11 protein-coding genes and 1 tRNA gene are annotated in these 12788 nt (G+C 62.5%); 7 read left to right on the top strand and 5 right to left on the bottom strand.

The window, feature by feature from the left end; translation table 11 throughout:
- Positions 1-71 precede the first annotated feature (71 nt).
- Complete coding sequence (locus tag J2045_RS03685) at positions 72-977, bottom strand: NAD(P)/FAD-dependent oxidoreductase (protein WP_307369538.1); 906 nt, start codon at positions 975-977, stop codon at positions 72-74.
- A gap of 136 nt (positions 978-1113) precedes the next feature.
- Here J2045_RS03685 and J2045_RS03690 point away from each other — a divergent pair, with 136 nt between their 5' ends.
- Both J2045_RS03690 and J2045_RS03695 read left to right on the top strand, forming a co-directional pair.
- On the top strand, positions 1114-1575 hold the full coding sequence (locus J2045_RS03690) for an Rrf2 family transcriptional regulator (RefSeq protein ID WP_307369540.1): 462 nt from the start codon (positions 1114-1116) through the stop codon (positions 1573-1575).
- A gap of 33 nt (positions 1576-1608) precedes the next feature.
- The gene (locus J2045_RS03695) at positions 1609-2490 is read left to right on the top strand and encodes a LysR family transcriptional regulator (RefSeq protein WP_307369542.1); all 882 of its coding nucleotides are present in this window, start codon (positions 1609-1611) and stop codon (positions 2488-2490) included.
- Between the two features lie 18 nt (positions 2491-2508).
- Here the strand turns inward: J2045_RS03695 and J2045_RS03700 are convergent, their stop codons facing one another.
- The gene (locus tag J2045_RS03700; protein ID WP_307369544.1) at positions 2509-3471 is read right to left on the bottom strand and encodes a helix-turn-helix domain-containing protein; all 963 of its coding nucleotides are present in this window, start codon (positions 3469-3471) and stop codon (positions 2509-2511) included.
- Between the two features lie 130 nt (positions 3472-3601).
- Between J2045_RS03700 and J2045_RS03705 the strand changes: the two genes are divergently transcribed.
- The 4 genes from J2045_RS03705 to J2045_RS03720 all read left to right on the top strand — a co-directional run bounded on the left by J2045_RS03705 (position 3602) and on the right by J2045_RS03720 (position 7589).
- A complete protein-coding gene (locus J2045_RS03705; RefSeq protein ID WP_307370087.1) occupies positions 3602-4447 on the top strand; it encodes an alpha/beta fold hydrolase in 846 nt (281 codons plus the stop codon).
- A 219-nt stretch (positions 4448-4666) separates the two neighbouring features.
- Positions 4667-5296 carry a HupE/UreJ family protein gene (locus J2045_RS03710; RefSeq protein WP_307369546.1) on the top strand — a complete coding sequence of 210 codons (630 nt, stop codon included), beginning with the start codon at positions 4667-4669 and terminating at the stop codon, positions 5294-5296.
- A 160-nt stretch (positions 5297-5456) separates the two neighbouring features.
- On the top strand, positions 5457-6560 hold the full coding sequence (locus J2045_RS03715; protein ID WP_307369549.1) for a branched-chain amino acid aminotransferase: 1104 nt from the start codon (positions 5457-5459) through the stop codon (positions 6558-6560).
- A 165-nt stretch (positions 6561-6725) separates the two neighbouring features.
- Positions 6726-7589, top strand: coding sequence for a DUF6671 family protein (locus J2045_RS03720; protein ID WP_307369551.1), 864 nt, complete (start codon positions 6726-6728; stop codon positions 7587-7589).
- Positions 7590-7617: 28 nt separating this feature from the next.
- Here the strand turns inward: J2045_RS03720 and J2045_RS03725 are convergent, their stop codons facing one another.
- The 3 genes from J2045_RS03725 to J2045_RS03735 all read right to left on the bottom strand — a co-directional run bounded on the left by J2045_RS03725 (position 7618) and on the right by J2045_RS03735 (position 8791).
- Entirely contained in the window at positions 7618-7920 is a 303-nt protein-coding gene (locus J2045_RS03725; RefSeq protein ID WP_307369553.1) for a hypothetical protein, read from the bottom strand.
- Positions 7921-8108: 188 nt separating this feature from the next.
- Positions 8109-8185: transfer RNA gene (locus J2045_RS03730), tRNA-His, on the bottom strand.
- A 165-nt stretch (positions 8186-8350) separates the two neighbouring features.
- On the bottom strand, positions 8351-8791 hold the full coding sequence (locus J2045_RS03735) for a phasin (RefSeq protein WP_166600720.1): 441 nt from the start codon (positions 8789-8791) through the stop codon (positions 8351-8353).
- Between the two features lie 245 nt (positions 8792-9036).
- Between J2045_RS03735 and J2045_RS03740 the strand changes: the two genes are divergently transcribed.
- On the top strand, positions 9037-12780 hold the full coding sequence (locus J2045_RS03740; RefSeq protein WP_307369555.1) for an ATP-binding protein: 3744 nt from the start codon (positions 9037-9039) through the stop codon (positions 12778-12780).
- Positions 12781-12788: the final 8 nt, after the last annotated feature.

A 12788-nucleotide genomic window follows, 5' to 3' on the forward strand; every position in this document is an offset into this window, starting at 1 on the left:
GCTTTGATTTCTACAAATCAACGCGATGATTTACGCATCTGTTGTGCGTGGATTGATGCACGATGGTTTCCTCATTCCCATAGGGAGGCCTCGACCAAGGCACGATGGGCCGAAATGCCGGCCATCACGCCCGATGCGCTGGCGAGCGTTGCATTGTGCATAGGACTTGCCGCGTCGCCGGCTGCAAATACCCCGGGCTCGCTGGTGCAGCCCATATGGACCTTGATGTGAAAACCTTGCGGCCCCTCTTCCAGTTCAAGGCCGAACTGAGATGCCAACGGCGAGGCGATGGACACCTTTGACTGGGCAAACAGGGCGTTTATTTCCACGATGCGTCCGTCAGCCAGGCGAACGGCTTCAAGCCCCTGCCCTTCGCCGATCAGCTCCACGACGCGTTCGGTCTCGATCGTGACACCTCGCGCGGCGAGCATGGCCTGTTGTTCTTCGTCGCAGGTTACCCCGGGTTCGACAAACATGGTCGTGCGGCCCCAATCCGGCAGGATGCTGCCCTGATGGGCCGCAAGCGGCGACGAGGCGAGGATGCCGATCGGGCCGCCGCCGATTTCGTAGCCATGGCAATAGGGGCAATGCAGGACCGTCAGGCCCCAGCGCTCGGTGAGGCCCAGGATCGACGGGAGGGTATCGGTGACACCGAGAGCAAGCACGAGAACCTGTGCCTCGACAAAGCGGCCGTCGGCCATGCCGACCCTGAACCCGCCCAGGCAGCGTTCCGCGCTCTGAGCCTCCCCTTCCAGAAGGGTGAAGTTCGGATAGCGGGTAAGCTGCTCCAGAGCCCGGCGGCGGATCTCCGACGGTGCCACTCCATCCTGTCCGAGGAAGCCATGAGAGGCTTCGGCGAACCGATTGCGCGGGCGCGCCGCATCGACGAGCAGGATATTGCGGCGGGTGCGGGTGAGCTGCATGGCGGCCGAGAGACCGGCGAAACTTCCACCCACGACGACGGCATCACACTTCATGAGAGACCCTTTCATGTAACTTTTGATGTTATGTATCTTATTAAGTTACGTGACGCGCCTCCGTCAAGTGATGTAACTTGACTTGTTGCATGACGCTGGCTGGGCTACGGATAAGGCAACAAGGGAGAAAACGCCGATGCGCGGGGATAGCCGCCTGTCCCGCATGCTGCATGTGCTGATCCATCTCGGACGTCGCAAGCAAGCGGCAACGTCGGAGATGATCGCCAAGATGCTCAACACCAATCCCGTGGTCGTTCGCCGGACAATGGCGGGACTGCGCGAGCGCGGCTATGTGCAATCCGAGAAGGGGCATGGCGGCGGGTGGAAGCTCACCAAGAGCCTGGACGAGATCAGTCTGCTCGATGTCTATGAGGCGCTTGAGCGACCGGAACTCTTCTGCCTCGTCAGCGCGTCTGACCATCCAGGCTGCCTTGTGGAGCTATCAGTCAACGAGGCCCTCGAGGATGCGCGGCGGGAGGCCGAGGCACTGTTGCTCTCGCGGTTTGCGACGCTCAAGCTCTCGGACATCGCCGGTAACTTCGACAGGCGGATGGACATGCTGGGCTTGAGTAGCGGCGCGCATGGCTTCGATGCGTGATCCCCTAAGCGACGAAACGGAGGAGGCCTTGGCATGAACTGGGATGACGTTCGCATCTTTCTCGCCGTGGCGCGCACCGGCCAGATCCTGGCTGCCTCGAGACGTCTGGGCCTCAATCACGCCACGCTGTCGCGCCGGCTGACGGCGCTGGAGACGGCGCTCAAGACGCGGCTCTTCATCCGCCGCACCAATGGCTGCGAGCTGACCGCCGAGGGCGAAGCCTTTCTCGCCTCCGCCGAGCGCATGGAAACGGAAATGCTGGAGGTGCAGGCCAGGCTTGGGCGGACCGACACGCAGGTCGCCGGCACGGTGCGCATCGGCGCGCCGGATGGTTTCGGCGTGTTCTTCCTTGCCTCGCGGCTGGGAGCCCTGATCGAGCGGCATCCGGAACTCAAGATCCAGCTGGTGCCGGTGCCGCGCTCGTTTTCGCTGTCGCAACGCGAGGCGGATATTGCCGTGACCCTGGAGCGACCGGATCAGGGGCGGCTCGTCTCCTCGAAGCTCGTCGATTACACACTCGGGCTCTATGCCTCGAAGGGTTATGTCGAGGCGAACGGCTTGCCGGCAACGCCGGAGGAACTGAAGGCGCATCGGCGGGTCGGTTATGTCGAGGACCTGATCTTCACGCCATCGCTGAATTTCACCGGCGAGGTGATGCGCGACTGGAACGCGGGCTTCGAGATCTCATCCGCCATTGGCCAGACGGAGGCGGTGCTGGCGGGTGCGGGCATCGGCATCCTGCACAGCTATATTGCCCGCCAGCATGAGAGCCTCGTGCGGGTGATGCCGGAGGTGACGCTTCGGCGCGCCTATTGGACAACCTTCCATGAGAGCGCGCGCGAGCTGGTGCGGGTTCGCGCGGTCGTGCAATTCCTGCAGGATGCGGTGGATAAGGATCGAGTGATCTTCGGTTGAAGCCTTGCACGCAGGCGATCAACGATGGGTCCGACGCAGTGTCTCGGACGGCAGTTCACCGAAGAGGTCCCGGTACTGGCTGGCGAAGCGGCTGAGATGCCAGATGCCGAAGCGGGCGGTGACATCACCGATCGTTACCGGCCCCTCACCCGACAGGGCCTGTCGAACGGCATTGAGCCGTCGACGCTGGATGTAGTGGGCGGGGCCGAGGCCGACGGCCTCGTGAAAGGCATATTCCAGCGCCCGCCGGCTGACGCCGACATCACTCGCCAGCCGCGAAACCGGCAAATCCCGATCGAGATTTGTTTCCACGATACGCATTGCCTGGGCAAAAACGCGGCGGTGGGGCGGGGCGCCCGCAGGGTCCTGCTTGTTCGGCGGCTCACCGGAGAGGAGCTTTTGAACCTCATCCTCCAGACGCAGCCCCAGGCGGTCAATCAAAGGTGCCGCCTTCAGGTCGCCCCGCTGACGCCCATCTTCCATCGTTCGAGCGGCGGTCGCGACAATTCCAGGGATGGGGCTACGACCCTGACGAACCATCAGGCTGCCACCTTGACCGAGGCGCTGGTCGCCCTCCGGCCATCGTCCCACCAGGCGATCGACAGAGAGCGAGACAACACAGACCACCGTATCGAGCGCGTTGCGAAACTGGATCTCGGCGCCCTCCCCGAAGAGCGCCATGTCGCCCATGGCAAAATCGAGGCTGCCCAGCCGACAGAGCGCCTGGCCTGAGAGAAGAAAGAGGGCGGCGATCTGGCCACGGGGAACGGCGGCCGTCTGCTCGATGACCTGATTGACACGTTCGATGTGAACGCCCTCGTGGCCGGGCAGGACAAGCGAGGAAAACCGACCGGAAAAGCGGCCCTTGCTCATCTGTCGGTAGGACTGATCATAGCCAGAGAGTTCGGCGGCCTGCCGATCGATGTCGTCAAAGCTGCGCTCGTGAAAAAGCCCGTCGGAATGGCGGATTTGATCAGACATGTCCGCTCCTCCTTCTGCGCAAAACGGCTAACGACCCGCCGTTGCCGCTGGCTATCCTTCACGTCTGACCATCAAAGATTGAGCCTCAACAAAACAAAGAGCGCAAGAGCGAAGGGGATTTTCGATGCATATGACCGATTGGTTGAAGACGGCGGCGGTCGCCGGCAGCATGTTCCTCGCCGGGTCTGCCGGTGCCGAAGAGCGCTGGCAAACCTTGCCGGAGCCGCCCGCGATGCCGGCTGCCACCCAGAGCGGGACGGCGCCTGTCAACGGTATCGAGATGTATTATGCGGTCTACGGCACCGGCAAGCCGGTGCTCCTCATCCATGGCGGCCTCGGCTATGCCGATATCTGGGCCAATCAGGTCAGTGACCTTTCCAAGGACCACATGGTGATCGTCGCCGATAGTCGCGGACACGGTCGCTCGACGCGGAGCGATGCCCGCTTCGGTTACGACCTGATGGCGTCCGACTACCTCGCCCTGCTGGACTTTCTGAAAGTCGACAAGGTCGTGCTGGTGGGCTGGAGCGATGGCGGCATCATCGGCCTCGATATCGCGATGAAACATCCCGAGCGGCTGACAAGCCTGTTCGCCCAGGCCGCCAACTCGAAGATCGACGGCGTGAAGCCGGACGTGATGGAGAACAAGACCTTCGCGACCTATATCGACAATAGCGGCAAGATCTATGCGAAGGTCTCCCCGACGCCGGACCAGTTCGATGCCTTCGTTACCCAGATCAGCGAGATGTGGTCGACCGAACCCAACTGGACGGATGACCAGTTGAAGACGATCAAGACCCCGACGGCAATCGTTCTCGGCGATCATGACGAGGCGATTACCCTTGAGCATACCGAGTATCTCGCCAAGACCATTCCCGGCGCCGAACTCGTCATTCTGAAGGATGCCAGCCACTTTGCCATGCTGCAGGATCCCGCCGGATACAACGCCGCCGTCCGGGCCTTCATCGACAAGTGAGTGCGATGACAGCCCGGTGGGCCGCCCAGACGGGCCCGTCGGGCTGCCATTCGAAAGACAGGCAAGTGCGCTGTGCTTCTTTCGGTCGCAAACGGTCAGGCACGTGCGATCCCGCCACGACTTTATCCGAATCGGTCGAAATTGTAGGGGAAGGGTTGCGCCCGACGGTTGGGGTGCTGTGCCTGATCCGGGCGATGCGACAGCGGAGAGACGAAACCGATGACACGAGTGCGAAGCCTATCGATCCTTGCGGGACCCAGGGCCGCGATTGCGGTGCTGATGGTCCTCGTGCTCTCGTCCGCATCGCCGGCCTCGGCGCATGTGATGGACGGACCGCTGGGCGGATTCGGCTCCGGCTTCGGCCATCCGCTGGCCGGTTTCGACCACCTGCTTGCCATGCTGGCGGTCGGGCTCTGGGGTGCGCAGATGGGCGGGCGATCGGTCTGGACCCTGCCGGCGACATTTCCGATGATCATGTGTGTCGGCGGCATCATCGGCATGACCGGCGTTCTCCCCGACCAGCCGATCGAATACGGGATCGCCGTTTCGGTTATCGTTCTCGGCGGGGCGATCGCCGCAGCCTGGCGCGCACCGGAATGGGCGGCGCTGATGCTGATTGCCGCCTTCGCGCTGATGCATGGTTATCCGCATGGGGTGCTTGCGCCCCGCGCCAGCGACCCGGCGGCCTTCACCGTCGGCTTCGTCGTTTCGACCGGTGTCATCCATGTGATCGGCATTGCGATCGGGGCAGCGCTGAAGCCGATCGGTGGCGGGCGTTTGGTGCAGGCGCTGGGGGCTGCCATCTCGCTTGCGGGCCTTTGGTTCCTGTTCAACCTGCTGACCGCCTGAGGCGGCCTTTGCCCCTGTAAAGGAGGCGTTTTGCTGCATCGCGATTGCATGGTTTCAGTTGACAAACCACCGTCAAACTGGACAAACGACGGCACCGGTCGCCGTCCAAGATCCGAGGCGCGGCCAGCGACACCGTGAACATCTCAGGCATAGGCTCTCCATGACCACGAATACCGCACTCACCGACTTCAAGATCGTCGCGAATGCCTCGCCCATGCCGGAAGCGGAGCGGCTGAAGGCTTTCGAAAACCTCGGCTTCGGCACGCTGTTCACCGACCACATGGCCGTGGTGCATTGGCATGTCGACAAGGGCTGGCACGGTGCGGAAGTCTCGGCCCGCAAGCCCTTCCAGGTCGATCCGGCCGCAAGCGTGCTGCACTACGCCCAGGAAATCTTCGAAGGCATGAAGGCCTATAAGGGTGCGGATGGCCGCATCACGCTCTTCCGCCCGGAAGAAAATGCCCGCCGCTTCAACCGTTCCGCCGAGCGCATGGCGATGCCTGACGTGCCGGAAGAGCTTTTCCTGAAGGCGGTCGAGGAACTGGTCAAGATCGACGCCAAGTGGGTTCCGGAAGGCGAAGGCAGCCTTTATCTGCGCCCCTTCATGTTTGCCAGCGAAGCCTTCCTCGGCGTTCGCCCGTCGCGCGAATACGTTTTCTGCGTCATCGCCTCTCCTGTTGGTCCCTATTTCAAGGGCGGCAGCAAGCCGGTGACGCTCTGGGTCAGCGAGCACTATACGCGCGCAGCCCCCGGGGGCACGGGTGCTGCCAAGTGCGGCGGCAACTATGCGGCCAGCCTTCTCGCCCAGAAGGAAGCGTCGAGCCGTGGCTGCGACCAGGTCGTCTTCCTTGATGCCGCCGAGCACAAGTGGATCGAAGAGCTGGGCGGCATGAATGTCTTCTTCGTCATGGATGACGGCACGGTGGTGACCCCACCACTGTCCGGCACGATCCTGCCGGGCATCACGCGCAACTCGATCATCAAGCTTGCCGGTGACAACGGGTTGAAGGTCATCGAGCGCCCCTATTCCTTCGACGAATGGATGGCGGATGCCCGCAGCGGCAGACTGCGCGAGGCCTTTGCCTGCGGCACGGCCGCCGTTGTTGCTGCGATCGGTACCGTGCGCCATCCGGGCGGCGAATTTGTCATCGGCAATGCCGGCACGGGGATCGAAACGGAAAAGCTGCGCACCCAGCTCACCGGCATCCAGCGCGGTTCCGTGGCGGATACACATGGCTGGGTGAAGGACGTGACACGCGCCTGACGACAGGCACAGTCACACGCTTTGAAACCCCGTCATGGCAACATGGCGGGGTATTTCGTTTGTCCGACACCTCCGACAATGGAACGGACCGGCTCAAGCAATGAAGGTCCGACACGAAAGAGAAGACGGCACATCTGCGGCCCGGAACAGATGCAGGGAGACAAAATGACGAACGGTCGGTCCGCCTCGGACTTTGTGCTGCCGCGACGGGTGGCCATGGCGACGATGCACGGAAAGGAGCGGGCTCTCTCCGCGTCGTTCGCAGCCATCGGTATCGACCTGGTACTGCCATCGGCCCTCGATACCGATCAGTTCGGGACCTTCACCCGGGATCGGCCGCGATCCGGGACGATGCTGGAGGCGGCACGGGCCAAGGCGCAAGCCGCCATGCAGGAAACCGGTCTGCAGGCAGCGCTTGCCAGCGAGGGCGCCTATGGCCCCCATCCAACCATTCCATTGCTCGCGGTCGGTCGGGAACTGTTACTGTTCGTGGATGCGGCGCAGGGCTTCGAAATCGCTGAGATGAGGATCGACGAGCAGCCAACATTCGGTCACTGCCCTGCCGTTTCGGTCGGGGATGCAGACGCTTTTCTCGGGCGGATCGGCTTTCCGGAGCAGGGCCTAGTCGTCGCGCCCGTGGGTCGGCTGAACGCACCGGTGGCCAAGGGAATCTGCAGTGTTCCGGATCTCGAAATCGCAATCGAAACTGCGGTCGGGCTCTCCCCGACCGGACGTGCGCATATCGAGACCGACATGCGGGCTTTTATGAATCCCCGGCGAATGGTGGTGATTGGCGAGGTTGGACGGCAGATGACGGCGCGCCTGTCGACACCTTGCACGTATTGCCGCCATCCCGGCTGGGGCAAGGTCAGAACCGAATACGGTCTGCCCTGCAGCCTCTGTGGCTGTCCGACATCGCTGCCGCGGCATGATGTGTTCGGCTGTGTTTCCTGTGGCGTGGAGGAGCGCCACGCGCAATCCCCCGGCGCCGTTGCGGACCCGACCTACTGCCCGCTCTGCAATCCGTGACGACGCGGCACCCTGAAGGCCTCAATCATCAGATCCTCGAGGGGTGCAGGAGGTAGGGGCGGATCCGGCTATTGACCGCTGCCGTCTTCCAGTTGCGTATCCGCGCTCCGATCTTCTCGTCCTGCTTCCAGATGATCTCGGCATGCAGAACACCGAACAGGTCGCAATAAAGGACAAGCGGCTCCCGATCCGCAAGTTCGACGCCTTCGGAGAGCACAAGACCAAACCCCTTCGGGCTGCAATCGGAAATCCATCCCCGGACATGGCAGCCGAACATCAGGACCAGCGAATCCAGTTCGCAGCGCTGTCTTATCTCGTTGCGACGTTCCATCGGACCTCCGCTCATCTGGTTCAAGTGAGAGCACCAAAAGGTCGAGGTTCAAAGCGGGAACTGTCTGAAGCCTTGTTTTCAGGTTAACGTGAACGGTCGCATTTTAGGCTTTGAAGAGCATGCGGACACACAGACGGGCCGCGCCAAGCGGGCGCTTCGGATTGCTTCAGTATCAACCAGGGAGAAAATGGTACGGTTGGGGGGTCTCGAACCTCCGACCTCAGGTGCCACAAACCTGCGCTCTAACCAACTGAGCTACAACCGCACATGACCGCGTCGCTGACGCCGTCGAGGGGTCACATACGAGCAGACGGATTTTTTTTCAAGCCCTTTCTGCGCATTGCGTAAAAAGGCTCGGGATAAGAAAAAGGCCGGGCTCTCAAGCCCGGCCCAAGATCCTTGGGAGGATTTTAAAAGTCGTGTCAGGCGATCAGGCGACCTTGAGCGAGGACATGACCTTTTCGGCAGCTTCCTTGCCCGGCTTGGTCACGGTTTCGGCAACCTTCTTGGCGGTTTCCTGGATGGCCTTGGCCTGTTCGATCGTCACTTCAGCCTGCTTGCGGATGAAGGCGGTCTGCAGCTCGACCAGCTCGGCAACCGACTTCACGCCGAGAAGCGCTTCCATGTGCGAAAGCGAGAGATCGGCATTGGTGCGCATGGCGTCGATGGCCTTGAGGCCGAGTTCGACCGTGCCGGCCTGAGCCGTCTGGACGGTGGCTTCCACGGTCTTCGTGGCTTCTTCCGTCGCAGTCTTCATCTTGGCATAGGCTTCCTTCGACTGGGCTGCGCCCTTTTCGGCGAAGTCACGGAAGCTTTCCTGCATCTTCGAGGGGTCGAAGGTGGAGAAAGAGAACATATCCTTGGTATTCATGGCGCATTTCCTCTCGTCACGGTCCGTCGGGACCCTTTGTTTCATTCATGACCTCCATATAGCACCTCCTATTGTGCATTGCAATATTATTGTGCGCCGCACAATTAGTTTTTCTGCATATTTCAAGCCTGGGCGGATTAACCTTATCAATCGATAAGCGGCCCCTCTTTCTGGACCCGGGGGCACTGCCTAGCTATTAAAAATCTGTTAATTTGTTCGCAGGCCAAGAAGCGACAGGTCCAGGAATGCCCGCTCAATACCCATTCATCGATGTCGCCGTGCACGACCTCATCCGCCCGCGTCTCGCACGCGGAGAGGCGCTGGCGCTGTTTGCGCCGGGTCTGGACCGTGCGCTGTGGTGCAATGGCGCCGGCGCGCAGTTCTTCGGCTCTGCATCGATCTACGACTTTCTTGAGGACGGGCCTGTTCGCAGCGACATCACCTTCCGGCAGATCGAGACCGTGGCTCGGCAACTGACGACGGTCGGCGAGAGCCGCAGCCTGATGCTGCGAGTCACCTCCGGTTTCCAGAAACTGCCCGTCACGGCAACGCTGGAGTGTATCGCGGTGCGCAAGGGCGAGCCCGTCATTCTGCTAGCCGTGCCAGCGGTCAAGCGTGCGACAGGTGACGTCCGGTTGCTGGCCAGCGAATTGATGAGTGGCTTCGACGATCCCGATACGCATATGGCCGTGATCGATGGCGACGGCGCCGTGATTGCAAGCTCCGAGGGGTTTGCCGGCCTCGGCATCACGCCTCAGACGGCCCGCATGCTGGTCAACCTGGTCGAGGCGGATGCCGACCGGCTGGTCAAGCGGCCGATCCCGACCGGGCGCGGCTATCTGCCAGCGGCGATCGGCAAGATCTCGGATGCCCCTGCCCTGCATCTGCTCTTCACCGTGGAGACGATCCTCGGCCAGATGGATCCAAGCGACGGCTTCTCCGACGATGCCGATGCCGATCTGCCCACGGCTTTGGCGGAACCGGTGCGCGCCGACGACACCGTCGAAGACGAGATCGAGACGGAAGATGCCGACCATCCCGAAGACGAGACATTCGTCGACGGTCCGGAGACCTCCTCGCCGACAGCGCGCTTTGACAGCGTCATCGCCGCGCTCGGTGATATAGAGGAGATCGAACCCGACACGGACGAGCTCGACGAGCAGGCGGAACCGGACCCGACTAACGAGGATGATGCTGCGGTTATCCTGGACACCCCGGCCTATGACAGTGTCGATAACGACGACAACGCAGGAGAGGTCGTCGCGGAGGACACCGTCGATCCGACCACAGACACATTGCAAACAGCCGACGAAGTGCCGATGCAGCCGGCGGAGATGTCCCCTGCAGAGCCACCGGCACCTGCAGAAGTACCCACACAGGCGCCGATCGCCGCGATGGCACAGTCTGGCGAGACGTTCGTGTTCAGCCAGGACCGCCGTGCCAGCCGCTTTGTCTGGAAGATCGATGCCGAGGGACGCTTCAGCGAGGTTTCGCCGGAATTCGCCCAGGCGGTCGGGCCGCGCGCGGCCGACATCAACGGTGTTGCATTTTCCGATCTCGCCGCACTGTTCAACCTCGACCCGGAGGGCAAGATCGGGGAACTCCTGAAGAAGCGTGACACCTGGTCGGGCAAGACGATCTACTGGCCCGTCGAGGGAACGCGGCTGGTTGTTCCCGTCGATCTCGCTGCGCTGCCGACCTATACCCGCAATCGCGACTTCGATGGCTTCCGCGGATTCGGTATCGTGCGCGTCGCCGATGCACAGGAAGATCCGGATGCGATTGGCATGACCTTCGTCCGGGCAGAGCTCTCAAGCGAAGCCGACAGCGTGATGCACGAGACTGCCCATCATGATCGCGAGGACGAACTCGAAGAATTTCTGACCGAGCTCAGCGAGGGCGAGAGCCATCCGCCCGAGGATTTCGTCGAGGAACAGATCGCGGACGCCGGTGAGGAAACGCTGGACGCGAGGCTCCTGGATGCCGCGGCCGAAGAGGGCGACGAGGACATCGACGCGATTGATGGCGATGGCGATGACGGCGAGACCGAAGACCTCGAACAGCCCCAGGAGAACGAACTGCCCGTTGAGCGCCCGGCAACTTTCGAGCCGCCGGTGCTGCGCATCATGGAACCGCGCAAGCCCAGCCTGCCGGACAAGGTGGTGCAGCTCGAGGAGCACCGGACCCGCAATCGCGACAGCCTGACCCCTGGCGAACAGGCGGCGTTCAACGAGATCGCACGCAAGCTCGACCCACTCGGTCTGCGTGCGCGGGTCGAGCAATCCCTGAACCCTTCAGAGCCCGCGGCCCTGCGCCCCGCGCCGCAGGCTCCGGAAAAGCAGATCGACGACAGGTCTCAGGTCGACAGTACGCCTGAGACCCCGCCAGTCCAGAGCGAGCCGACCAAGCCGGAGCCGCTCGTCGGGCTGACGCCGCCGGACATGCCGACGGAGCGGATCACGGCCAAGCGCGAGCGCAGCCTGACCGCCGAGATCATCGATCTGATGCCTGTCGCGCTGCTGGTGCATGTCGGCGACCGGCTGATCCACGCCAATCCCGAATTCTTCAATCTCACCGGTTACAAGACGCTCGACGAGCTGGAGCGCGCCGGAGGACTTGAGACGCTGATCCAGCGACAGGATCTGGAGACCCCCGGCGACGAAGCCGGACAGGTGGTCGCGCTCTGCGCCGATGAACGTTTGCTGCCGGTGACCGCCCGTCTGCAGTCGGTTCGCTTCGAAGAGACGACGGCCCTGATGCTGGCGTTGATCGCGCAGCCGGAAGAGGCTGCACGCAGCGAACCAGAGCCTCCGGTCCAGACCATCGCTCCGGTTTCGACACCGGCACAAGCTGGCGAGCTCGCCCGTCTCAAGGTCGAGGTGGACGAGTTGCGCTCGATCCTCGAGACCGCGACCGACGGCGTGGTCATCCTCGATTCCGACGGCGACATCCGCTCGATGAACCGGGCCGCGAGCGCGCTGTTCAACTTCGACGATATGGAAACGCGCGGCAAGCCGTTCGTCATGCTGTTTGCCCATGAGAGCCAGAAGTCGATCCTTGACTATCTGAACGGTCTTTCCGGCCATGGCGTGGCCAGCGTGCTGAACGACGGGCGCGAAGTCATCGGACGCGAGGCCTCCGGCGGTTTCCTGCCGATGTTCATGACGATCGGCAAGCTCAACTCCTCGAACGGCTACTGCGCTGTCATCCGCGACATCACACAGTGGAAGCGCACGGAAGAAGAGCTGCGCAACGCCAAGCGTGCCGCCGAGACGGCGAATGCGCACAAGACGGATTTCCTTGCCCGCGTGAGCCACGAGATCCGCACGCCGCTCAATGCGATCATCGGCTTTGCCGACATGATGGCCAACGAGCATTTTGGTCCTGTCGGGCATCCGCGCTATGGCGAATACGCCCATGACATCGTACGCTCCGGCCGCCACGTGCTCGATATCGTCAACGATCTCCTCGACATCTCGAAGATCGAGGCAGGTGAAATGGAGCTCGACTTCTCCTCCGTCGGATTGAACGAGATGGTCCAGGCTGCGGTCTCGATCGTGCAGCCGCAGGCGAACAGCCAGCGGGTGATCATCCGCACGGCGCTGTCGCAGGCCGTCCCGAATGTCGTGGCGGACGGGCGGTCGATCAAGCAGATCGTGCTCAACATCCTCGCCAATGCCATCCGCTTTACCCCGTCCGGCGGGCAGATCATCGTTTCCTCGGCCTACGAGCCGAATGGCAGCGTGGTGCTCCGGATCCGCGATACCGGTATCGGCATGTCGCGCAGCGAACTGGAACAGGCGATGAAACCTTTCCGCCAGGTCTCGACCGGCACGCCGCGCAATCGTGGCGAGGGCACAGGCCTCGGCCTGCCGCTCACAAAGGCCATGGTCGACGCGAACCGGGCGCAGTTTGCGATCTCGTCAACGCCAAACGAGGGCACGCTGGTCGAAGTGACCTTCCCCTCGCCGCGCGTGCTCGCCGATTGAGGCGCCGA

The organism is Peteryoungia aggregata LMG 23059 (assembly GCF_030814435.1).
Lineage (GTDB): Bacteria > Pseudomonadota > Alphaproteobacteria > Rhizobiales > Rhizobiaceae > Allorhizobium > Allorhizobium aggregatum.

Excerpts from the sequence above, each read along its gene's own strand:
- J2045_RS03725 (WP_307369553.1), bottom strand. The coding sequence starts at position 7,920 with ATGGAACGTCGCAACGAGATAAGACAGCGCTGCGAACTGGATTCGCTG.
- J2045_RS03705 (WP_307370087.1), top strand. The coding sequence starts at position 3,602 with ATGACCGATTGGTTGAAGACGGCGGCGGTCGCCGGCAGCATGTTCCTC.
- J2045_RS03710 (WP_307369546.1), top strand. The coding sequence starts at position 4,667 with ATGACACGAGTGCGAAGCCTATCGATCCTTGCGGGACCCAGGGCCGCG.
- J2045_RS03690 (WP_307369540.1), top strand. The coding sequence starts at position 1,114 with ATGCGCGGGGATAGCCGCCTGTCCCGCATGCTGCATGTGCTGATCCAT.
- J2045_RS03720 (WP_307369551.1), top strand. The coding sequence starts at position 6,726 with ATGACGAACGGTCGGTCCGCCTCGGACTTTGTGCTGCCGCGACGGGTG.
- J2045_RS03715 (WP_307369549.1), top strand. The coding sequence starts at position 5,457 with ATGACCACGAATACCGCACTCACCGACTTCAAGATCGTCGCGAATGCC.
- J2045_RS03685 (WP_307369538.1), bottom strand. The coding sequence starts at position 977 with ATGAAGTGTGATGCCGTCGTCGTGGGTGGAAGTTTCGCCGGTCTCTCG.
- J2045_RS03695 (WP_307369542.1), top strand. The coding sequence starts at position 1,609 with ATGAACTGGGATGACGTTCGCATCTTTCTCGCCGTGGCGCGCACCGGC.
- J2045_RS03740 (WP_307369555.1), top strand. The coding sequence starts at position 9,037 with ATGCCCGCTCAATACCCATTCATCGATGTCGCCGTGCACGACCTCATC.
- J2045_RS03735 (WP_166600720.1), bottom strand. The coding sequence starts at position 8,791 with ATGAATACCAAGGATATGTTCTCTTTCTCCACCTTCGACCCCTCGAAG.
- J2045_RS03700 (WP_307369544.1), bottom strand. The coding sequence starts at position 3,471 with ATGTCTGATCAAATCCGCCATTCCGACGGGCTTTTTCACGAGCGCAGC.